Origin of the sequence: Marinobacterium sp. LSUCC0821, assembly GCF_012848475.1 — a bacterium.
GTDB lineage: Bacteria > Pseudomonadota > Gammaproteobacteria > Pseudomonadales > Balneatricaceae > Marinobacterium_E.
Map to the genome: position 1 here is coordinate 1,623,317 of NZ_CP051666.1, position 22,198 is coordinate 1,645,514.

General features: G+C 49.5%; 23 protein-coding genes and 1 other RNA gene. 10 read left to right on the forward strand and 14 right to left on the reverse strand.

What is annotated here, in order from left to right:
- Positions 1-2 precede the first annotated feature (2 nt).
- The 4 genes from lgt to HH196_RS07850 are packed head-to-tail and all read right to left on the reverse strand — an operon-like array spanning position 3 to position 4,403.
- Positions 3-779 (reverse strand): prolipoprotein diacylglyceryl transferase, encoded by a 777-nt coding sequence (gene lgt, locus HH196_RS07835; RefSeq protein ID WP_169452348.1) that lies wholly within the window; start codon positions 777-779, stop codon positions 3-5.
- Positions 779-1,585: a sulfite exporter TauE/SafE family protein gene (locus tag HH196_RS07840; RefSeq protein ID WP_169451582.1), complete on the reverse strand. Its 807-nt coding sequence runs from the start codon at positions 1,583-1,585 to the stop codon at positions 779-781. The genes lgt and HH196_RS07840 overlap by 1 nt, the downstream gene beginning before the upstream one ends.
- Before the next feature lie 3 nt (positions 1,586-1,588).
- Complete coding sequence (ptsP, locus tag HH196_RS07845) at positions 1,589-3,883, reverse strand: phosphoenolpyruvate--protein phosphotransferase (protein ID WP_169452349.1); 2,295 nt, start codon at positions 3,881-3,883, stop codon at positions 1,589-1,591.
- A 34-nt stretch (positions 3,884-3,917) separates the two neighbouring features.
- Positions 3,918-4,403, reverse strand: a complete 486-nt coding sequence (locus HH196_RS07850) for an RNA pyrophosphohydrolase (RefSeq protein ID WP_169451583.1) — start codon at positions 4,401-4,403, stop codon at positions 3,918-3,920.
- Between the two features lie 148 nt (positions 4,404-4,551).
- Between HH196_RS07850 and HH196_RS07855 the strand changes: the two genes are divergently transcribed.
- Complete coding sequence (locus tag HH196_RS07855) at positions 4,552-5,211, forward strand: HAD family phosphatase (protein ID WP_169451584.1); 660 nt, start codon at positions 4,552-4,554, stop codon at positions 5,209-5,211.
- On the opposite strand, the gene HH196_RS07860 is transcribed toward HH196_RS07855, so the two are convergent.
- From HH196_RS07860 to HH196_RS07895, 8 genes are all read right to left on the reverse strand, one after another.
- Complete coding sequence (locus HH196_RS07860) at positions 5,208-5,624, reverse strand: CBS domain-containing protein (RefSeq protein WP_211160766.1); 417 nt, start codon at positions 5,622-5,624, stop codon at positions 5,208-5,210. The genes HH196_RS07855 and HH196_RS07860 overlap by 4 nt on opposite strands.
- Before the next feature lie 114 nt (positions 5,625-5,738).
- On the reverse strand, positions 5,739-6,935 hold the full coding sequence (locus HH196_RS07865; protein ID WP_169451585.1) for a class I SAM-dependent rRNA methyltransferase: 1,197 nt from the start codon (positions 6,933-6,935) through the stop codon (positions 5,739-5,741).
- A gap of 81 nt (positions 6,936-7,016) precedes the next feature.
- Positions 7,017-7,406, reverse strand: coding sequence for a glycine cleavage system protein GcvH (gcvH, locus tag HH196_RS07870; RefSeq protein WP_169451586.1), 390 nt, complete (start codon positions 7,404-7,406; stop codon positions 7,017-7,019).
- Positions 7,407-7,426: 20 nt separating this feature from the next.
- A complete protein-coding gene (gene gcvT, locus HH196_RS07875) occupies positions 7,427-8,530 on the reverse strand; it encodes a glycine cleavage system aminomethyltransferase GcvT (protein WP_169451587.1) in 1,104 nt (367 codons plus the stop codon).
- A gap of 109 nt (positions 8,531-8,639) precedes the next feature.
- Entirely contained in the window at positions 8,640-9,914 is a 1,275-nt protein-coding gene (locus tag HH196_RS07880; RefSeq protein WP_169451588.1) for a UbiH/UbiF/VisC/COQ6 family ubiquinone biosynthesis hydroxylase, read from the reverse strand.
- Positions 9,907-11,178 carry a 2-octaprenyl-6-methoxyphenyl hydroxylase gene (gene ubiH / locus HH196_RS07885; RefSeq protein ID WP_169451589.1) on the reverse strand — a complete coding sequence of 424 codons (1,272 nt, stop codon included), beginning with the start codon at positions 11,176-11,178 and terminating at the stop codon, positions 9,907-9,909. Before ubiH ends, HH196_RS07880 begins: the two co-directional genes overlap by 8 nt.
- The gene (gene pepP, locus HH196_RS07890) at positions 11,171-12,484 is read right to left on the reverse strand and encodes a Xaa-Pro aminopeptidase (RefSeq protein WP_169451590.1); all 1,314 of its coding nucleotides are present in this window, start codon (positions 12,482-12,484) and stop codon (positions 11,171-11,173) included. Before pepP ends, ubiH begins: the two co-directional genes overlap by 8 nt.
- A 2-nt stretch (positions 12,485-12,486) precedes the next feature.
- Positions 12,487-13,050 carry a UPF0149 family protein gene (locus HH196_RS07895; RefSeq protein WP_169451591.1) on the reverse strand — a complete coding sequence of 188 codons (564 nt, stop codon included), beginning with the start codon at positions 13,048-13,050 and terminating at the stop codon, positions 12,487-12,489.
- Positions 13,051-13,199: 149 nt separating this feature from the next.
- On the opposite strand from HH196_RS07895, the gene HH196_RS07900 reads away from it, so the two are divergent.
- From HH196_RS07900 to HH196_RS07915, 4 genes are all read left to right on the forward strand, one after another.
- Positions 13,200-13,409 carry a TIGR02449 family protein gene (locus HH196_RS07900; protein ID WP_169451592.1) on the forward strand — a complete coding sequence of 70 codons (210 nt, stop codon included), beginning with the start codon at positions 13,200-13,202 and terminating at the stop codon, positions 13,407-13,409.
- Positions 13,406-13,693 (forward strand): cell division protein ZapA, encoded by a 288-nt coding sequence (locus HH196_RS07905; protein WP_169451593.1) that lies wholly within the window; start codon positions 13,406-13,408, stop codon positions 13,691-13,693. The genes HH196_RS07900 and HH196_RS07905 overlap by 4 nt, the downstream gene beginning before the upstream one ends.
- A gap of 51 nt (positions 13,694-13,744) precedes the next feature.
- Positions 13,745-13,923: non-coding RNA, 6S RNA (gene ssrS / locus HH196_RS07910), on the forward strand.
- Position 13,924: 1 nt separating this feature from the next.
- A complete protein-coding gene (locus tag HH196_RS07915) occupies positions 13,925-14,524 on the forward strand; it encodes a 5-formyltetrahydrofolate cyclo-ligase (protein WP_169451594.1) in 600 nt (199 codons plus the stop codon).
- A gap of 399 nt (positions 14,525-14,923) precedes the next feature.
- Here HH196_RS07915 and HH196_RS07920 read toward each other — a convergent pair whose 3' ends face one another.
- Entirely contained in the window at positions 14,924-15,841 is a 918-nt protein-coding gene (locus HH196_RS07920; protein ID WP_169451595.1) for an AEC family transporter, read from the reverse strand.
- A gap of 117 nt (positions 15,842-15,958) precedes the next feature.
- Between HH196_RS07920 and HH196_RS07925 the strand changes: the two genes are divergently transcribed.
- Positions 15,959-16,471, forward strand: a complete 513-nt coding sequence (locus tag HH196_RS07925) for a glycine cleavage system protein R (RefSeq protein WP_169451596.1) — start codon at positions 15,959-15,961, stop codon at positions 16,469-16,471.
- 59 nt (positions 16,472-16,530) lie between these two features.
- Here HH196_RS07925 and argH read toward each other — a convergent pair whose 3' ends face one another.
- On the reverse strand, positions 16,531-17,928 hold the full coding sequence (gene argH / locus HH196_RS07930; RefSeq protein ID WP_169451597.1) for an argininosuccinate lyase: 1,398 nt from the start codon (positions 17,926-17,928) through the stop codon (positions 16,531-16,533).
- A gap of 157 nt (positions 17,929-18,085) precedes the next feature.
- On the opposite strand from argH, the gene hemC reads away from it, so the two are divergent.
- From hemC to HH196_RS07950, 4 genes are read left to right on the forward strand one after another with little or no spacing between them, the layout of a single operon-like run.
- Positions 18,086-19,018, forward strand: a complete 933-nt coding sequence (hemC, locus tag HH196_RS07935) for a hydroxymethylbilane synthase (protein ID WP_169451598.1) — start codon at positions 18,086-18,088, stop codon at positions 19,016-19,018.
- On the forward strand, positions 19,002-19,772 hold the full coding sequence (locus HH196_RS07940) for a uroporphyrinogen-III synthase (RefSeq protein ID WP_169451599.1): 771 nt from the start codon (positions 19,002-19,004) through the stop codon (positions 19,770-19,772). Before hemC ends, HH196_RS07940 begins: the two co-directional genes overlap by 17 nt.
- Before the next feature lie 4 nt (positions 19,773-19,776).
- A complete protein-coding gene (locus tag HH196_RS07945) occupies positions 19,777-20,964 on the forward strand; it encodes a uroporphyrinogen-III C-methyltransferase (protein ID WP_169451600.1) in 1,188 nt (395 codons plus the stop codon).
- Positions 20,964-22,193 (forward strand): heme biosynthesis HemY N-terminal domain-containing protein, encoded by a 1,230-nt coding sequence (locus HH196_RS07950; protein ID WP_169451601.1) that lies wholly within the window; start codon positions 20,964-20,966, stop codon positions 22,191-22,193. Before HH196_RS07945 ends, HH196_RS07950 begins: the two co-directional genes overlap by 1 nt.
- Positions 22,194-22,198 lie beyond the last annotated feature (5 nt).

Below are 22,198 nucleotides of genomic sequence, written 5' to 3' on the forward strand. Positions count from 1 at the left end.
GTTTAGACGCGCTGCTTTGCGCGCATCATCAACCAAATCCCGATCAATACCATAGGCAAAGAGAGCAACTGACCTAAGGTAAAGATGTTAAAACTGATAAAGCCCAAATGTGCATCAGGCTCCCTAAAGAATTCTACACTGATACGGGCCAAGCCGTAGCCAGTTAAAAACAAGCCGCTCACCACTCCCGCCGCTCTTGGTTTAGCTGAATAGAACCAAACCACAGCAAAGAGCACAACCCCTTCTAGGAAGGCCTCATACAGTTGAGACGGGTGCCGCGCCAAGGCATCTTGCGCACGTGGGAAAATAACACCCCAGCTCTGATCTGTCGCACGACCCCATAATTCACCGCCAATGAAGTTTCCTACGCGACCCGCAGCCAAACCTAACGGCACAAGAGGTGCTACAAAGTCACCAATCTCAAGTAGCGTCTTCTGCTCTTTACGCGCAAACCAAAAGAGGACAGCAACCACACCGAGCAGACCACCATGAAACGACATTCCCCCTTCCCAAACATAGAAGAGCCACAATGGATTATCTAAAAAGAGGTCGAAATGGTAGAAGAGCACATAACCCATGCGCCCACCGAGGATCACACCCAGCGCACCGTAGAAGATCAAATCTGAAAGTGACTGCTCACTCCAGAGCGCCGAACGGCGAGCGCGATATGTTCCCAACGTGTATGCCGAGGCAAACGCCACCAGATACATCAGGCCATACCAATGTACTTGCAGTGGGCCTACTGAAATAGCAATTGGATCAATAGCGTGGGTCCAGATCACAACAACCCCAAATTAATCAGAAGAAATCGAGAACCGATAAAGACTAGGAATAGCGCAAAGATCTTTTTCAAGTGTGCCTGTGGCAAGGTGTGCGCCAGTTTGGCACCTACCTTCGCAAACTGTGAACTTGCCAACGCAATACCGACGAATGCAGGTAGGTAGATATAGCCAAGGCTGTACTCAGGCATTCCCTGCGCATCCTGCCCGGCCCATATATAAGCTGCCGCACTAAACAGAGCTATCGGTAGACCAATGGCAGCAGAGGTTCCCACCGCCTGACGCATCTCTGCACCACGCACCGTAAGATACGGAACACTCAGGGTGCCGCCACCAATACCAAATATCGATGAAGCCCCACCAATGATTGAACCCGCGGCAATCAGCTCTGGTTTTTCCGGTGGATTCATACCTCGTTTGGGCTTCAAATCAAATGCCATCTGCACAGCGACGGTGCAGGCAAAAATACCGAAGATAAGTTGTAGATTCTCGCCGGTTAACTGATCAGCAATCCAGACACCCACCATCGCCCCCATCGCAACGCCAATGGCGATATAGAAGAAGTAATCAAAGCGCACTGCACCACGCTTATTGTGAGCAATCACTGAACTGATTGAGGTGATTACTATAGTGGCAAGCGATGTAGCCACAGCAGAGTGGGTGACTACCGCTTCTGGCATACCCTGTGCAGTAAAACTAAAGATGAGAACCGGTACGATCAACAGACCGCCCCCAATACCAAAAAGGCCGGCTACTACGCCGGCCACAGAACCGAGTACCAAATAGATAATCAGGCTTTCTATCATGAATTAAGCTCCAGGGATGACCGGGCGGGTTAATTGATTTAGACCAGCAGTCTGCAAAGTTTCACGTAATAGCGTGTGAATCTGATCTACTTCTGACATACGCAGCACTCGACTCAAAAGCACTTGAGAGTCTGCATAGCTGACACTTCGCAACGCCAGCTTAACTTTTGGCAGGTTAGTTGAGTTCATCGAAAGCACATCGTAACCCATTGCCATCAACAGCAAAGCACCACCAGGGTCGCCTGCCATCTCGCCACAAATGGATACCTGCTTACCCGCTTTATGCGCCTCCTGCGCAATCACATTCAATGCTTGCAGCACGGATGGATGATAGGAGACGTAGAGATCAGCCACACGCGGGTTGTTTCGATCAACAGCCAACAGATACTGCGTCAAATCATTGGAGCCAACGGAGAAGAAGTCGACCTGGGTGGCAAATCGAGAGATCAGATAGATCGCGGCTGGAACCTCAATCATCACACCAATCGCTGGACGTTTAATATCAAGCCCCTCTTCAAGCAACTCATTAAACGCCTGATCAATCTGCTTTAGTGCTGTTTCAACTTCATGAGTACTAGTCACCATCGGCAACATGATACGAAGGTTATTCAACCCTTCAGAGGCTCGAAGCATGGCTCGAATTTGCACCAGGAATATCTCAGGGTGATCCAAGGTAACTCGAATACCGCGCCAACCAAGGAAGGGGTTCTCCTCCTCTATTGGGAAATAGGGCAACGCCTTATCACCACCGATATCTAGAGTACGCATGGTCACAGGACGCGGTGCAAATAGCTCCAATTGTCGACGATAAGTCTCGGTCTGCTCCTGTTCAGAAGGAAAGAAGTCACGAATCATGAACGGGATTTCGGTTCGGTAAAGCCCAATGCCTTCAGCACCGCGCTTAAGCGCACGCTCAACATCTGCCGTCAGACCGGTATTCACCCAAAGCGGCATAACATGGCTATCGAGCGTAATCGCTGAGAGGTCGCGCAGCTGATCTAGATTGGCAGCAATTGCACGCTCTTCGGTAATGATCGAGCGGTAAGCTTTGAGCAGATCTGGCGTTGGGTCTATGTAGATACGACCTGAATAGCCATCAACAATCACCTGCCGACCATCAATACGCGTATAGGGAAGATCAACGACACCCATAAGCGTAGGAATGCCCATAGAGCGCGCCAAAATAGCCGCATGCGATGAACCGGAGCCCGACACGGAAATTAAACCAACAAGCTTATCTTCAGGCACCATACCAAGCATGGCAGGGGATAGATCATCCGCTACAAGCACCGTATTTTCTGGATACTCCTGCTGACGATCCTCATCACCCGACTGTAGAGAAGTCAGTATACGGCGGCCTAAATCTCTAACATCCGTTGCACGCTCACGGAAGTAAGGATCGTCCATAGCAGAGAATTCACGCACATGACCGAGAATGACATCTCTGAGTGCACCTTGCGCCCAACTACCTGCCGCAATTCGATCTCGAATTTCTGATGGAATCGCATTGTCATCCAACATCCGAAGGTAGACTTCAAAGAGCGCCTGCTCTTCAGTACGCAGTCGGGTCGCCAAGTTATCAGCAATCTGCTGAATATCTTCACGCACACGAACCAGCGCACTAGTGAAGATCTCCAACTCATTCTCAATATTTGCCGCTTCTTTATCAGGAACCGACTTCAAATCCGCAGGCAGAGTCGCTACATGAATTGTACCAATCGCAACACCTGCTGAACCGGATATACCCTCAAAGCGTTTAGCATTCGACTCTCGTTTTTCGACAGGCTTACTAGCTGAGACGATATCAACTATCGAACCTGTCGCCTCAGCATGCGCAATCACACCTGCTAACTGAGCTGAAAGTGTGACCATAAAGGCCTCTTCCGACTCATCAAAACGACGCACGTCACGCTGCTGTACAACCAATACGCCCTGCACCTGACGCTGATGAATAATAGGCACACCTAAAAAGGCGTGATAACGCTCTTCACCAGTTGATTGTAGGTAGACGAATGCGGGGTGAAGAAATGCATCTTCAAGGTTGATGGGCTCAGCACGCGTGCCGACCAAACCGACGATACCCTCGGTAGGTGATAGCGACACTTTGCCAACCGCATCTTTATTTAGACCTTCGGTAGCTCGAAGTACATAGCGATTTGCGACTCTATCAATGAGATAAATAGAGCACACTTCGGTAGACATGGTCTCACGAATGCGCGCAACCGTAAGGGCGAGAACCGACTCTAGGTCAGACTCACCACCTACTTCTTGCACTATCTGCCGCAAACGCGCCAGCATACTCATGAGACACTCCTTAGTTGGCTAGTGACACCTAACCTTTAATCACGCTTGCAAGTCGGGGCGAGAGTTCACGCATCGCTTTACGGTAAACCTCTCGTTTAAATGACACTACCTGCCCTACGGGATACCAGTAGCTCACCCATCGCCAACCATCAAATTCCGGCGTATCGCAGCAATCGATCTTTACAGCGCTGTCGTGACTAAGCATACGTAGCATGAACCACTTCTGCTTTTGCCCAATACAGATTGGGAACTGGTGGCGACGAATCATCCGTTTCGGTAGACGGTAGCGAAGCCAACCACGGGTTACACCCATTATCTCGACATCATTTGGAGTAAGACCGATCTCCTCTTGTAACTCACGATACATGGCTTGTTCGGCTGTTTCATCTGCATTGATTCCACCTTGCGGAAATTGCCATGCATCTTGCCCACAGCGACGAGCCCACAGAACCTGACCCAGCGAGTTGACCAGAATGATACCTACATTCGGTCGAAACCCATCTGAATCGATCACTTTGTTATCCTTAAATTTAAATCTTTGTATGAACCTATTGTTCCACAGACGCGGTCGAACTCAAAGCAACCTTTTTATGTGGAACACTTGTCAGCAAGCGACTCGCTCCGTATCCTCGGCCCACATAGTGCACAAGCAGGATACGAACATGCAGCCTTTGGCAATTTTTGACCTCGACAACACACTTTTGAATGGCGATTCAGACCACGCTTGGGGTGAATTCTTATGCCGTAAAGGTGTCGTTGATGCAGAAGAGTATCGCAAAGCTAACGACTACTTTTACGAGCAGTACAAAAGCGGCAGCATGAATATCTTCGAATTCCTAGAGTTCGCGCTACGCCCACTGGCCGCCAATAGCAATGAAACACTTGCTCAATGGCATGCAGAGTTCATGCGAGATGTTATTCAACCGATGATGTTACCCAAGGCCGCTGCTCTTCTTCAGAAACACCGTGATGCGGGTGAGCACCTGATGATCATTACCGCGACCAACCGCTTTGTGACAGGTCCAATCGCGGAGCAGCTAGGGGTAGATACCATCATCGCAACCGACCCAGAAATGGTGAACGGCAATTACACTGGCAAGGTTGCCGGTACGCCCTGTTTCCAGGCGGGCAAGGTGGAGCGCCTTAACACATGGTTAGCTGAAAATGGTGCGACCCTTGAGGGCAGCAGTTTTTATAGCGATTCGATCAACGACCTACCGCTACTAGAAAAGGTTGACTACCCAGTAGCAGTCAACCCAGATGAAAAACTCACCGCGGAGGCAATCCGTCGCGGCTGGCCAATTTTGGATCTAAGAGCTTAAACCAACGCTTTAGAGTGAGTCAGAGCATCGCGTAGCGCACGCATAACATGCTTACGACTCACCACACCCAGATATTTACCACCCTCTACAACCGGATAGATCTTAGGCTTACCGCCCTCCATCCGCTCGGCCAAATTTAGTGCGGTCTCTTTAGGTGAGGCCGTAAGTGCTTGGCGGAACATCACATCACCAACCTGAACGCGTTCATCAACATAGTAACTACTTGAGATGAGATAGCGCAGACAGTCATGTTCAGATAAGAATCCCACCACAACATTCTCATCATTCACTACTGGTAACCCTGGGTAGCGTGATTCAACCAGATGTGACACCGCCTGAGTTAAACCCATACCCGCTTTAAGAGGTACCACTGATGCGTCCATCACATCGGCTACAAATTTTTGATCAAACATTCCACTCTCCTTGATCCCTGTGTCAGTTTCAGTGTGGCAGAATAGTGATAAGTTTGCGTAATCAAAAGTAATAAAAAAGGGAGATCATTGATCTCCCTTCTAGTTTTTAGCTAATTACTCGTTAGCTAACAGGCGCATAAAGTAGGCCTTGAGGTATTCCGTCTCAGGAATTGCAGGATGTATTGGGTGATCTGCACCCTGATATCCCTGAGCAAAAATCTGACCCTGACGATCCAATTCACGGCTATTAGTTCTTAGAATATCAACCAAGCTATTGGTCTCAAGATGCATCGAACAAGATGCAGAGACCAGCACACCACCCCTCTTCAGAAGTCGCATCGCAAAGTTATTGATACGCGAGTAGGCACGTTCACCGTTGCGGATATCCTTTTTTCGCATAATAAAGGCTGGCGGATCAACAATCACAACATCGAAGCGCTCTTTATCGGCAACCAATGCCTTACACAAATCAAAGGCATCACCCTGCATTGCACGCAAGCGAGGAAGTGCATTCTGCAGCTTCGCATTCTCTACAGCGATCTCAAGTGCGCCAGCAGAGGCGTCCACACAAGCCACTTCAGATGCTCCCGCAGCTAGAGCTTGCGCACCCCAACCACCGACATAACTGAAGAGATCAAGAACCTTCTTATCCTTAACCATTCCCATCATGCGGGCACGGTTTTCACGGTGATCGTAGAACCAACCTGTCTTCTGTCCGGTTAACAGTGGAGCTACCAGATTTACACCGTTTTCACGAAGTGGCGAAACATCACCAATTTGGCCCTGAATTACCTCTACGTAGGCTTCAAGCCCTTCGTTCTCACGGAACTTACCGTCGTTGCGCAGCACAATCGCCTGCGGCTGGAACACCTTGTTCAGCGCATCGATTACATGATGCTGAACCTTCTCCATGCCCGCCGTTGAGATCTGAATAACGAAGATATCGAAGAAGCGATCAATCACGAGACCTGGCAAACCATCTGAATCCCCATAAACAAGACGGTAACAAGGATCAGTAAAGTTCATCTCACGCAGGGATAGCGCGATATTCAAACGGTGAATAATCAGGGATTTATCGAGCGCCTGATTTTCATCGCGGCTGAAAATACGACCGCAGATAAGGGTATTGGGATTGATAATGGCACTACCACGTGGACGCCCTTGAGCATCAACAACACGCACCTGTTCTCCCACTTCAAAATCTTTAAGTGGCGACTGTTTATTATCTACCTCATTACTGTAGATCCAGACGTGACCACCACGCAGGCGACGATCTGCTCCCTGTTGGAGAACGAGCGTTTTAGTTTCCATTACACAACACCAAAAATAAAAAGACCCCGCAGGGCAATGCACAATTGTACATAGCCCTGCGGGGTTATGACTACAGAACGATTACTCTTCTTCGCAAGCTTCGAGGTATTCGTCTGCACTCAACAGATCTTCAAGCTCGCTTGGGTCGCTAAGCTTAATTTTAAAGAACCAGCCATCACCGTATGGATCGCTGTTTACAGTCTCTGGCATATCAGCAAGATCTTCGTTGATCTCAACGATAGTACCGCTCAGTGGCGAGTAGATATCTGATGCAGCTTTAACTGACTCAACAACACCTGCGTCATCACCCGCTGACACTTCAGAATCAACATCTGGAAGTTCAACAAATACCACATCACCAAGAGCCTCTTGTGCATGATCCGTGATACCGATAGTTACAACACCATCGCCTTCATCGCGAATCCACTCGTGACTACTTACGTACTTCAGTTCACTTGGAGCGTTACTCATAGCTATTCACCCGATAAAAGTTATGCAAAAACTTGCTTACCATTGCGAACAAACGGTGGGCGTACAACACGTACATCAACCTCTTTGCCACGCATCTCTACTTTTGCGACATCTTTAGTCGCAGCCGGTACACGCGCAAGCGCTACCGAAAAACCTAGTGTTGGAGAGAAGGTACCACTAGTGATCTCACCTTCGCCAGCACCATCAACAATAACTCGCTGATGGCCACGCAGAACACCACGAGCCTCAAGAACCAAACCCACCAACTTAGAGTGATCACCCGCAGCTTTTTGAGCTTCCAGTGCAGTGCGACCGACAAAGTCACGATCAGCGGGCTCAAAAGCCACAGACCAGGTAATACCAGACTCAAGCGGTGAAACCTCTTCAGTCATGTCACTACCATACAAATTCATACCCGCTTCAAGTCGCAGCGTATCACGCGCACCCAAACCACAAGGTGCAACTCCCGCATCCGCTAGCGCTACCCAGAAATCCGCAACCTGCTCTTCTGGAACCATAATCTCAAGACCATCTTCACCGGTGTAGCCAGTACGAGCAATAAACCAACCCTCAGACTCAACACCTTGGAAAACAGCAAGCTCATCAATCATCGCTTTGCGAGAAGCCCCAAGCACTTCACCCGATTTTGCGATCGCTTCAGGACCCTGGATAGCAACCATTGCTAATTCCGGCTGTTCAGTGAGTGACACATCAAAGCCCACCGCCTGATGTGCCATCCAAGCCAAATCTTTCTCGCGTGTCGCACAATTAACAACCAAGCGGTACCACTCATTAGATGAGCCCGGCTCTGTCATAAGGTAGATGATGAGGTCATCAAGAATTCCACCCTTCTCGTTCAACATCGCGGTGTAGAGAGCTTTACCCTTCATCTGCAGACGTGCAACATCATTCGCAACAAGATGGCGAAGGTAACTACGTGCTTGCTGGCCTGATACATCAACAATCGTCATGTGGGACACATCAAACATACCTGATGCCTGACGAACCTTATTGTGCTCTTCCAATTGCGAGCCGTAATGCAGCGGCATATCCCAGCCACCGAAATCAACTAGCTTTCCGCCCATCGCTTGATGCTGCGCATAGAGTGGGGTCTTGTGTCCCATCAGTAATACCTATCTGTCTTACAAGTCATTCGACTTTAAAAGGGGAAAGCGATTTTAAACGAATATCGCACCAGATCAATCTTTGACCAATATACTTTATTTAAAGGGGCTATGCGTCTTTGGCAGAACGTCGCATTCTAGTGGGAAGTTGACCGGAAAGACCCATCGCTTGCGCCATCACGTGCTGCTTCACTGGATCTACGCTATTAAATAGCCGCATGCCAGCTCCACGAGCCCACTCAATGATCGCGGGTTGCGGCGTAAAGAGTCGTCTAAACCCTTCCATTACCGCACTCATTCGAACATTTTCTAACTTACGTGTTCGCTCATATCGTCGCAGCACATCAAGCGAACCTATGGTTTCACGGCGCGTCATCGCCTCTGCAAGCACATCGGCAAGCGCAGCTGAATCGAGAAAACCAAGATTGACCCCCTGCCCCGCTAACGGATGAATCGTGTGCGCAGCGTCACCCACTAAAACTCCTGCCTCTGCCACATAGTGCTGGGCATGACGCTGACGAAGCGGAACCACTTGCACATTAGCAGCAGCAACAATCCTGCCTGGTCCCTGTCGAGAACCAAAACTAATCGCTTGGCAGAAGCTCTCTTCATCCATCTCTTGCAGAGACTTAGCGTGTGCAGGCGAAGTAGACCATACCAGCGACACCTTGCGCCGCGCCTCATCCGCAAGTGGCAGAAGCGCTAATGGCCCATCTTCAGTAAAACGCTGCCAACAACAGTGTTGATGCTCAGCGTCCATCTCAAGGGTGGCCACCACTGCGTGGTGACCGTAGTCCCACTCATGCGTACCCAAACCAAGCTGTTTACGGGTTGTAGAGTTGGCACCGTCGGCACCAACCAGAAGTCTAACAGTGAGCTGATCACCATCGTCTAAAAAGAGATGTCTAGAACCATTAACCACAGGATCGACCGCGCGAATGCGCGACGCAAAGTTCAACTGGATATTGCTATTGAGAAGTGCCGCCTTAAGCAAAGCAAGGACAATTAGACGATTCTCGACGATATATCCCAACTGCGCTTCGTGCATATCAAATGCGTCGAATTCAACCTCGCCACGTGTTTCACCATCCCAGACATACATCTTCTGATAAGGCTCGATTCGCCAATCAACCAAATATTGCCAAGCATCTATTGATTTCAAAAGCTCTACAGAAGCGAGTGTTAAGGCACTCACTCTGGACTCAAACTCACCCTGAAGCACCTGCTCAACCTGCTTATCCAGCGCCTTAAGATCGAGACCAAATTGATCTAATACCTCAACCTTAAGCCCTAGCTCGGCAAGTTGCAGTGCAGTTGCGATACCGGTCATCCCTGCGCCAGCAATCGCAACATCCACTTCACGCTGTTTCGCTAAATTAGTCATCGATAGTCAACCTAACCGCAGGGGTATCCAAACCCATTGCCGCTCGGGCCAGTAGTGTCCGACCGGCCGGAACCATATCTAGAGTTTGTAGCGCCAAAGCACGCCCTACTCTCAACAGCGGATTGGATGAGCTAAATGTAGCAAGTGCGAGCTCACCAAAACCGATGGTGCGCTGCTGATCCTTTTGACGCTGTGAAACAAAACCTTGTAGTGAAGCCAACTCTCCCAAAGGCAGATTCTGTTGTTTGCGCTGCAGTATCAACTCAGCCAATTCGCAGACACCTCGCAAGGCTAAATTAAATCCCTGACCCGCTATTGGGTGCAGTGAGTGGGCAGCATTACCTAATACAACCAAACCCGCACGCACCTGCTCATCTGCGAGTACTAAATTAAGCGGGTAACTGTATCGCTCACCGACACTGACTAAACGCCCAGCTCGATGACCAAAAGCTTGCTGTAGCTCACTTAAAAATTGTTCATCAGGCATATTCATGCGCGACTCAACAAGATCATCGGTTTGCGTCCAAACCAAACCCATACGATGGGTAGCGCCTATAGCCTCAATAGGCAGCAGTGCGATTGGGCCTTTTTCCGTAAAGCGTTCATAAGCAACGCCTTGATGATCGCGATCGACTTCAACATTCGCGATCAACGCATGCTGATGATAGGGCTTTGCTCTGTAATCAATCCCCATAGATTGACGAAGTTCAGAACGTCCACCGTCAGCCATGACTACTAAGGGCGCTTTAAGAGTACGCTGCTCGCCACCCTCTTCCGAAATAACAACCGAACGCACGCCATCCGTTAGATCGATAGAGGAGACCGTCGCTGGTGAGAATAACTCAACCTGATCTCGACCATGCAGAACGGCACTCATCAACACCTGACCCAGCCAGTGGTTCTCAACAACATAACCCAGAGCATCGACACTCTCTTGTTCTGCTCGCATAGTCGTCTGACCAAATCGCCCTTGATCCGATACATGAATAGTCTCGATGGGCGTTAGATGTTCACGCAGTAAGGACCAAATCCCCATCTGCTCAAAGGCGGAGCGAGATCCATATGCAAGCGCAGTAGAGCGTGCATCAAAGCTTGGCTGAAACTGTGGATCTGGGTGAGCTTTTAAGGGACTCTGCTCAACCAGTGCCATACGCAAACCCAGCTTTTTCGCAGCCGGTAGCAGAGCAGCAACGAGGCTAGCCCCAACCATGCCGCCGCCACATACGATAAGATCGAAGCTGTTATCGAACTCTCGGTTAGGCATTAGCCATCAACGCCTCAATTTCATCTGGATCTTTAGGAACTGAATCGGTTAGCACTCGGGCACCCGTAGCAGTGACCAACACATCATCTTCAATGCGCACGCCGATACCGCGCCAACGCGCTTCAACACTATGATCATCCGGGGCGATATATAGGCCTGGTTCCACGGTGGTCACCATACCTGGTTCGAGATCTCGCCACTCACCGTTAACGCGGTATGAACCAACATCATGCACATCCATACCCAACCAGTGGCCGATACGATGCATGTAGAAACGCCTAAATGCACCCGAATCAATTAGCGCATCCACATCCCCTGAGAGCAGACCGAGCTCAACCAACCCTTCAGTGAGAATACGCACTGAGGCTTGATGAAGTGCATCCCAATTGAGACCAGGCTTAACCAATTCAATACAGGCGATATTGGCCTTAAGAACAAGCTCATAAATAGCACGCTGTTCAGCAGTGAATTTGCCGTTTGCAGGGAAAGTACGGGTGATATCGCTAGCGTAGTTATCCAGCTCACAACCGGCATCAATTAGAATCAAATCACCGTCGGCAATCGGCTTATCATTTTCGATGTAGTGCAAAATACAGGCGTTAGCGCCAGCCGCGACTATCGGCGTATAAGCCTGATAACGCGCACCGCTCTTCATGCAGTGACTCTGTATAATCGCTTCCAGCTGAAACTCATTCATGCCAACACGACACTCCTGCATCGCAGTAACATGCGCCTGGGCACTGATCTCTGCAGCATGAGCCATCAACTCAACTTCAGCATCGGATTTAAAGAGGCGCATCTCATGTAGAAGCGTATCGGAATCCGTAAGTGCTTTTGGCACTGCAGCCCCAGCCCTAACGCGCTGAGCGACACTCTCAATCCACCCCTTAACTCGACCATCGAGTGAGGTTTTGCGGGCCAATGGATAGAAAAGCTGATCAACACCATCGATCAAATTCGGCATTTGCGTGTCAATCTCTTTCAACTCGTAAGCAGCATCCACGCCATAATCAGCAACACACCCCTCGGGACCAGCACGGTAGCCGTTCCAGATCTCCATGTCGCGATCTCGCGGCTGAGTGAACAGCACAGAGAGTGAGGTTGAGCCTGGTTTCAAAACCAGCAAACCATCGGGCTCGTTGAAGCCGGTAAGGTAGTAGAAATCACTGTTTTGACGGAAAGCGTACTCAGCATCACCATTACGCGACTGATGCGAAGCCGCAGCAATCAGCATCACCGAATTGGCAGGCATTTTGGCGAGCAGCGCGGCGCGCCGCTGTTGGTAAATCGATCGATCTAGCTTCACTATTAATGCACCGTCTGCTCTGCAGGAGTTTCTGCAGTTGCACTATTACACTCAGAGAAGAGCAACATCGCAGCCATACGAACATACTCTTCAACTTCCATTAGAAGGCTTTCGTCCTCTTCCGCGCCACCTTCAGACTCTATCTGTGCAATCTGAACTAAATCACGAAGCCCATCTTGTGCATCAGTAGAGAGGTTTTGGCCCTGCTCACCAATACCCAAACCAAAACCTGCAAGGAAACCAGCCGCCCAGAGCCCAAGACTTTCAGCTCGTAAAGCCAGCTCTTGCTCATCATCCGGGAGGATCAAACGTAGTTCAAAGCCTGGCGCCTCAAGTTGTTCCAAGGCAAGCTTATATACTGCCGCAACCAGCGTTTGGTTTGCCTCTCCGCCAATTTTTTCTAAGTCGAGCTGTGCAGCTACAAATTGGTTAAGCGCACTGCCCTGCAACCTCTGGCCAGCAGACAACTGCCCCACAATGACACCGTGCAACTCGGCAGGAGAGAAAGCAACCGCGCCCTCCTCGACCAGCATATTGGCAATTTGATCAAAATCTGGGGAACTCATTTACACTCACTTAACCGATAAAAAATCGCGACAGTTATTAGATTACAGGACAAATGCTAGCACTTTGCCTAAGAACTGACTATGAAGGATCATTGACCCAGTGCAGCTGACTGCTAATAATGGACGAAACTTGAAGACAGAGACTGATAATGTCGGAAAAAAATATGCAGATGCTCGCACAGCGAGTGGATCAATTAATTGATACCTGCCGCCAACTGGATGAGCAGAATCGCTACCTATTGACCCAAAATGGCAAATTGAAAGAGGAGCGTGCGCAGCTCCTTAAAAACTATGACGAGACCCGTTCTCGTGTAGAAGCTATGTTAACCCGCCTCAAAACACTGGAGCAGAACTCATGAGCCAAGCGAACACAGTGACCGTCTCGCTGCTAGATAAAGAGTACAAACTGAGCTGTCCTCCAGGTGAAGAGCAATCGCTCATCGACGCTGCTAACCACCTCGACAATAAAATGCGCGAGATATCAGGCAGCGGCAAACTGCTTGGGCTTGAGCGTATCGCAGTGATGGCCGCTTTGAATTTGAGCTATGAGAATATGAATGGCTCAAAATCGCAAAGCAGCTCTAATGACGAAGTGGCAGCGATGATCGACAAAATCGATGCTGTGCTTGCAAAAAATTCATAGCCCAAAGTGCAGTCAACCCTGCAAAGTTGAATTTATAGCGTTATAATCGACTCAACCCTGGGATGTTCGACAGATGTTCAAGTCCCTCGAGCCGATAATCATTTTACCGGAAGCAGGGGATTGGTATTGTGCGCATGTCCGCATGCGGAAAGCCTAATATGCCGATACTTGTTTCCACCCTGAACCGTCGGGTTCAGGGCCAAGAACACCAACGGCATTCTGGGGGGTTTTATGACTACAGTGACACCTGAAGCGCGAACACAGCTTCGCCGCCAAATGCGCCGAGCTAGGCGAGCACTCTCCCCTCTTCAACAAAAAAAAGCCGCTCAGGCACTGGCAACCAATATCCGTCGCGCACGCCTATTCGCAAGCGCCAAGCGAATTGCTGTCTATATCGCGAGTGATGGTGAGATTGCACTGCAGCCATTTATCGAGCTTTGCTGGAGTTTGGGCAAGCAGGTCTACCTCCCAGTTCTGCACCCTGTTCGACACAACCGTCTCTGGTTTACTCAGTATCAACCTGACACCAAAATGAGTCTCAACAAATACCGCATACCCGAACCACACTTTAAACGCTCGCACATTACCGCTTCCGCGCTAGATCTTGTTCTGCTACCACTGGTCGCATTTGATAAAGAGGGTGGACGCATGGGCATGGGTGGTGGCTACTACGACCGCACCTTCGCATTTACTCAATCTCGACACGGTCTTAAGGGGCCAAAACTGATTGGAGTTGCTCATGAGTTACAAAAGAGCGAGACACTCCCGATAGCGCCTTGGGATGTCCCACTCAACGGCGTCATCACCGATAAAGCACGCTACAAAATCTAAGCCCGATCAAACTATTTACACCCCAACCACTCATTTTTTATAACCCTCCGGGAGTTAGTAAATAAATCCGTTAGTACACTGCGTGAAATGATATGCATAGCTACAAGACGCTTTTCGCAGCTAATGGCAGCGCCCTTAGCAAGTAAAGCAACGCAGTAGATGGGTATAGCAGTTTGCGCAGAGGAGTGACGGAGTTTTTTACTGACCCCGCTAAAGCAAGAAAGCCCATGTTTTGGCATGGGCTTTCTGTGCATTCTGGAGAGTTTGGACTTTGAGGCTTGCCCAAACTAGGAGGCTTATATACTCAGACCGACATATCTCAAAAAAGTTCCAAAAAATTTATAAATTTCTTAAAAATATTTGAAAAAACTTCCCTATCATCTTTAAAACTATTTCAAATCAATAGATTAGCGAAACTGCGGATAACGCAATTGGAAGCGAAAATATTGAAACCATCACCTGCGCAGAGAGAATATTGGCAAACAAGGGGGCATCCCCTCCCAGTTGTCGAGCCAAAATATAACCTGCAGAAGCCGTCGGTACAGCAGCAAAGATCATAAAGATCTGCGCAGCCTGATTAGATAAATTCGCTATCGAGATAACAACCAACGCTAGCAGCGGCATAACACCTAAGCGAAACAGCAGCGACCATCCCAGTGCCATGCCTGAACTTCTAATCGCCTTCAGATTTATCGCTGCACCCACCGCCAACAGACCAAGTGGAAGCGCGACCTGGGCCAGCAGATTCAAAACAGGGGCAACAAGACCGGGCACTCCTATCTTGGTCAAATTTAGAGTGATACCTAGAAGACAAGCAAGGATCAAAGGGTTAGTAGCAAGCTGCTTAAGAACTTTCAAAAAAGAGGGCTTAACCTCCGAATAGAGCGCAAAAATCAAAACACAGAGCACATTGAGCAGTGGAATCATCACCGAAGCAATAATCGCAGCAAGCGCAAGGCCTGCACCGGGATCTAGACTCGCTGCAATCGCCAAAGTGATATAGGTATTGAAGCGCATCCCGCCCTGAAAGACAGAGGTAAATGCTGCAGCCTTAAACTTAAAGATACGCTGTGAGATCAATAACAATACCGACCCCAAAGCTAACAACAAAAGCACAGACTCTATAAGTGCTAGCGCCTCCGCACCATTAAAGTCGGCCGGCGCCAAACGAGTCACAAGTAGCGAGGGAAAACAGATGAAGTAGATGAAGCGTTCTGCATTAGCCCAAAAATGGTCATCGAGAAATTGTGTGCGATGAATCACCACACCCAAGACCAACAAGGCAAATACCGGCCAAAGTGCCGAAAAAATATCCAACTAACAGCCCCCAATCTAACAGGATAAAAAACTCAATACTCACGACTAACTGATGCCTACCCGAGTCGCAAAGTGCTAGGATAAATCCAATCAGCTATTTTTTGCACGGAGAGAATTATGAATACAGTGGTAATAAGCTTTATAGCGGATGACAAACCAGGCCTTGTTAATCTCATTTCCACAACCGTCAGTCAGCATGACGGTAACTGGTTAGAATCGAGCCTCTCTCACCTTGCCGGAAAATTTGCCGGGGTAGTTGTCGTGCAAATCTCCGCAGAGAAAGCAGAGGCTTTAATCGGATCGCTGAAAGCACTCAGTGACAAAGGCATTCGCCTAAATGCAGAAATCGCATCATCAGGTGCAACTGAAGTTGAATATCGCGCTGCGACGCTAGACCTTATCGGCCACGATAAACCAGGCATCGTCCGCGACATCTCAAACACCCTGGCGCAGATGGGTGTAAACCTAGCGAAACTTACAACAGAGATCACTCCAGGTTCGATGTCTAGCGAACTACTGTTCAAAGCCCAGGGCCAACTTCAGATCCCAACCACTACTGATATCCACGACCTACAAGATGCGATCGAGCGCTTAGCATCAGATTTGATGGTCGATATTGAGATTGAGTAACTCGACCTGCTAGATACAAAAAAGGCTGCATGATGCAGCCTTTTTGCGCTTTCCTGAGCTTATTCAGCGCGTTCCGCTAAGAGAGCATGACCGCGTTCGATAGCTGCGCGTACCTGGTTTGGTGCGGTACCACCGATGTGGTCACGTGCTGCAACTGAACCTTCAAGGGTGAGTACTTCAAAGACGTCATCATGGATTTGATCAGAGAACTGTTGCAACTCTTCAAGCGTCATATCAGAAAGATCTTTGCCTGTTTTGATGCCGTACGCCACAGACAAACCTACGATCTCATGCGCATCACGGAAGGCTACACCAGCACGAACTAGGTAGTCGGCAAGGTCAGTCGCTGTTGAGAAACCGCGACGAGCCGCTTCACGCATCACATCTGGTCGAGACTCAATTGCCGGCACCATGTCACCAAAGGCACGTAGACAGCCCTGTACAGTGTCCACCGCATCGAATAGAGGCTCTTTATCTTCCTGGTTATCTTTGTTGTAAGCCAACGGCTGAGATTTCATCAGCGTTAACAGAGCAATCAAGTGACCGTAGACACGACCCGACTTACCACGCACTAGCTCTGGCACATCTGGATTCTTCTTCTGCGGCATGATTGATGAGCCGGTACAGAAGCGGTCTGGAAGGTTGATGAAGTTAAACTGAGCAGATGTCCATAGAACCAACTCTTCAGACATACGCGTCATGTGCATTAGAAGCACACTTGCTGCCGCACAGAACTCAATCGCGAAGTCACGGTCTGAAACTGCATCCAACGAGTTGCCCGCCGGCATCGAGAAGTTCAGTAGCTCTGCTGTGTAGTGACGATCGATAGGGTAAGTGGTACCCGCAAGGGCAGCAGCACCTAGCGGCATAACATTGACACGCTTACGGCAATCAGCGAATCGCTCGTAGTCACGCGTTAGCATCTCAAACCACGCCATTAGGTGGTGACCAAAGGTTACAGGCTGGGCAGTTTGAAGGTGAGTAAAGCCAGGCATGATGGTATCAGCGTTGCGACTAGCCAAATCAAGAAGGCCAGCTTGCAGACGAGAGATTTCTAATAGAATCTGGTCAATCTCATCACGCATGTAGAGACGAATATCAGTGGCTACCTGGTCATTACGCGAGCGACCTGTGTGGAGCTTTTTACCGGTAATACCGATCTTCTTAGTCAGTGCAGCTTCAATGTTCATGTGCACATCTTCAAGCGCAACAGACCACTCAAACTCACCGCGTTCAATCTCAATACGAATTTCGCCAAGACCACGAATAATCGCATTACGCTCATCTTCAGTCAGCACACCCACTTTCGCCAACATGCGAGCATGGGCGATAGAGCCCTGAATATCCTGGCGGTAGAGGCGCTGATCAAAGTCTACAGACGCGGTGAATCGGGCAACAAATGCATCCGTTGCTTCACTGAAGCGGCCACCCCACTGCTGATTAGTCTTTTCACTCATGCTCTCTACCTCTTCCGAATTCGGCACATCGACCTGGTCGATTTAAAATTTTAAGGCGCGATTATATCAATCCTCGCGTGTCTGAATAACCCATCATTTCATACATTTCTGATACACTAGCCGGATTATTATGATTTAGATCGGTTTTGGAGATTTCATGTCCCGCAAACTCCGCATTGCGACCCGTCAGAGCCTACTTGCCCTATGGCAGGCTGAATTTGTAAAAGCGAGCTTGGAATCGCTTCACAAAGACCTCGAAGTTGAGCTTGTTACCATGGTTACTCGTGGTGACAAGATCCTTGATACCCCACTTGCTAAGATCGGTGGCAAAGGTCTTTTTGTTAAAGAGCTTGAAGTAGCCATGCTAGAAGGGCGTGCGGATATCGCTGTGCACTCGATGAAAGATGTTCCGATGGAGTTTCCGGAGGGTCTGGGGCTTGCAGTCGTTTGTGAGCGTGAAACACCGACAGATGCTTTTGTAAGCAACACCTACAACCATTTTGATGAACTACCAGAAGGCGCAGTGGTTGGCACATCCTCACTCCGTCGCGAAGTTCAGCTGCGCGAGCGTCGCCCAGACCTAGTTATCAAAACCCTTCGCGGTAACGTGCAGACGCGCTTAGGCAAACTGGATGCGGGCGAATATGACGCAATTATTCTGGCATCGGCTGGCCTCATTCGTCTTGAGTTGAAAGATCGCATTAAGCACCAGATCTTATCTACTGACAGCCTACCTGCTGGCGGCCAAGGCGCTGTTGGTATTGAGTGTCGTATGGATGACCAAGAGACGCTTGCTCTACTTGCGCCACTTAACCATGCTGAGACTGCTGCACGCGTTGCTGCAGAACGTGCCATGAACCGACACCTTGAGGGTGGTTGCCAAGTTCCGATTGGCTGTTATGCAGAGCTAGAGGGCGATGAGCTTTGGCTGCGTGGTCTAGTAGGCCGTCCTGATGGCACACTCGTGCTCCGAGATGAGATTCGCGGCTCAAGCAAAGATGCCGAGAAGATCGGCATCGAGCTGGCTGAAAGGCTTTTAGACGCAGGTGCTGCCGCAATTCTAGAGCAGGTGTATGCCGAGCGCGGCTAATCCGACCATTCTGGCTACCCGTCCAGCAGCAATGCTAGACGGGCTGGCCACCGCATTAGAAAAAGCTGGTTACTCCCCAGTTCGCTTCCCCCTACTTGAGATCATCGAGGAGGAGTTAGAGCGATCTAGCGACCCTACTCTTCGTACCAAGCTACTTAATTTAGATCTTTATTCATACGTCATTTTTATCAGCCGAAACGCAGCTCGCATCGGCATAGATATGATTGATCAGCTATGGCCTCAACTCCCTATCGGCGTTACCTGGCTGACCATAGGTAAAGGAACTGCAGAGGAGCTAGTACCGTTTGATGTGCCAGTTACCGTGAATAGTGGTTTAGACTCTGAGGCACTGTTAGCACTGCCAGCGCTGCAAGATGTGCACGGCGAACGTGTACTCATTTTGAAGGGCGAAGGTGGCAGAGAGCAGTTAGAGCAGACTCTTAGCGAGCGCGGCGCCCAGGTTGAAACCTTGAATCTCTATCAACGTTCTCTACCTAACTACTCAGAACAAGATCTAGCTCAACTTAGCGACGCTAACCCATCCGCTATACTCATTAGTAGCGGCGAAGCCCTAGAGAACCTAGCCGAGCTTGCCGATCAGTTGGGCATGTTTGCGAACACCCCGATTGTAGTTCCTAGCAAAAGAGTTGCAGAAATTGGTGCAGAGCTAGGATTTATCGATATTATTGTGGCAAAGGGTGCTGACGATCTCTCGATGATCGACGCACTGAACCAGCGTTTTAAAAAGGACTGACGCGATGAGCGAGACCGATAAGCCAAACGGACATCAACAGAACAACGATATAGTGGATGCCGAAGTTATCGAAAGCAGTGTTGAGGATATAAAACCGACACCCGCTGAAGCACCTACAGAAACTGTAAAACCGGATACAACAACAGCTAAACAAAGCGGCTCCAAAATTGCCATCGCGGCTGTTCTTATCTCTTTAATCGCCATTGCAGGGGTTACCGGTGCCGGCTACTGGGGCAAGCTGCAACTCGCAGAGCTGAACACGGCTATCGATAAAAAACTCTCGAGCCAGCAACTTGCAGCTACTGCTGCATTGACGGATTCACAAACTGCGCTGGCCGAGCTCAACGAGAGCTTCCAGCAAATTCAGGCTGAAAAAGCATCACAAACGGTTGAGATTGCTGCGCTTCAAGAGCGCCTAAGCGATGCTATCAAACAAGTTGAAGCGGGCCGCAATAGAAGTGAAAACGATTGGCGCCTAGCAGAAGCTGAATACCTACTTCGCCTTGCTAATCAGCGTGTATTGATGGAGAAGCGTGCAGAAGGCGCCCTCGCACTGTTAAAAAACACAGACCAGATTATCAAAGAGCTGGATGATGTTAGCCTCTATGCGTTGCGTCAGGCGCTAGCTAGCGACATCGCAAAACTCGAAGCACTCCCTAAGCTTGATGTTGAAGGGACCTATTTGCGCCTAACAGCACTGATCGAGCAGACCAAAGATCTGCCAACACTGAGTCTAGAGCAGCAACGTCAGTTGCCAGAGCTTCTCAATGAAATGACCAGTAACACTGTTACACCAGAGACCCAAGCAGCCATCACCTCTGGCTTTGCTAAAGCGCTAGCTAAACTGGAATCACTGGTCGTCATTCAACAGCACGACAAACCGGTAGAGCCGATTCTCTCTCCCGATCAAGGTCACTACCTTCGCCAGAACATTCAACTACTGCTCGAACAGGGCCAGCTTGCACTTCTGCGCCAACAGTCTGACATTTACAAAAACAGTCTAACCCGCGCACAAACGCTGCTTGAACAGTACTTCGACAAAACCAACACCAATACCGCTGCACTGCTTCGGGCATTGAGCCAGCTATCAAAACTGGAGGTCGCACCTACTATCCCTGATATTTCAGGCTCACTAAAGCAGTTGCAATCACACATGAAAGAGATGGCAAAGCTACGCGCGGAGGCTAACTAATGAAACGCTTCCTGCTACTGCTTGCCGCCCTGCTGCTAATTGGCGCCTGGGTTGGCCAGGCGATGATGGAAGACAGCGGCTATGTCCTTATCGCCTACAAAACCACCAGTATTGAAACCAGCATTTGGGTGCTACTGATCGCGATTACCGTTCTGTTTGCCCTACTCCATTGGAGCTTCAATCTACTCTCTAATTGGAAGTCACCAGCAGAACGCCTACGTCGCTGGTCTGAAGCACGCAGCGATCGCAAATCCGGTGAAAAGATTATTGCCGCACTTGAAGCAGAGGTTTCGGGCGACCTTTGGAAGGCGCGCAGATTATTCCTGCAGGCTGCAGAGCAGAGCCGTGCACCCGCGCTACTGTTTCGCCAGGCCGCACGCTTAGCTGCAGATCAGGGCGACCTAAAAGAGGCTAATCGAATTTTGCTAAAGGCGAGCAAATCAGTGCCTGATGCAGAGGATGCCTACCTACTTGAGATGGCCCGTATGGATCTTAAAGCGGGACAGCATGAAAAAGCCCAGGAGATGCTTCGCAAGCTACAGAAGCATCATGGCAACTCCACTGCTGTTAACCGTGAGCTTGTCACTCTATTCGCTGCTCAGCACCAATGGAACGACATGTTGCCACTGCTACCAGAACTCAGTAAGCGCAACGCTATAGCTCCAGAAGACTTAAAAGCACTTCGTCGGGATGCAGCTATCGCTAAACTAGAAGCGATGGATGAGCCTTCGCTAGATTCGCTTAACGAAGTTTGGGGCGCACTAAGTTACGATGCGCAGAAAGATAAGGTTGTTCGCCGCCATTACATTAGTCAGCTAACGCAGCTTGGTGATACAGCTTCGGCACTGACTCAGCTGCAGAAGTGGATTGCGTCAGATTGGGATGAAGATCTAGTCATTCGCTTTGGTGAACTGCGAGGGGAAAACCCAGAGCAACAATTAACCCTAGCCAAAGGCTGGAGCAAAGCGCACCCTGACAATGCCGCACTTGAGCTTACACTGGCTCGTCTATCTCGTCGTGTTGAACTTTGGGGCGCAGCTATAGGTCACTATAAACAGAGCTTAGCTGTCAGTGCCCACGCCCAGACCTTGCTAGAACTTGCAGAACTTCTGATGCAACTTGGTGAGAACCAACAAGCAACCGAGCTTCTAAAAAGCAAAAATTCGCCTCTTAAATTACCGGTACCGAGTGATTTAGATCGCGAGACCCGTAAACATCTAAACCATTAACACTA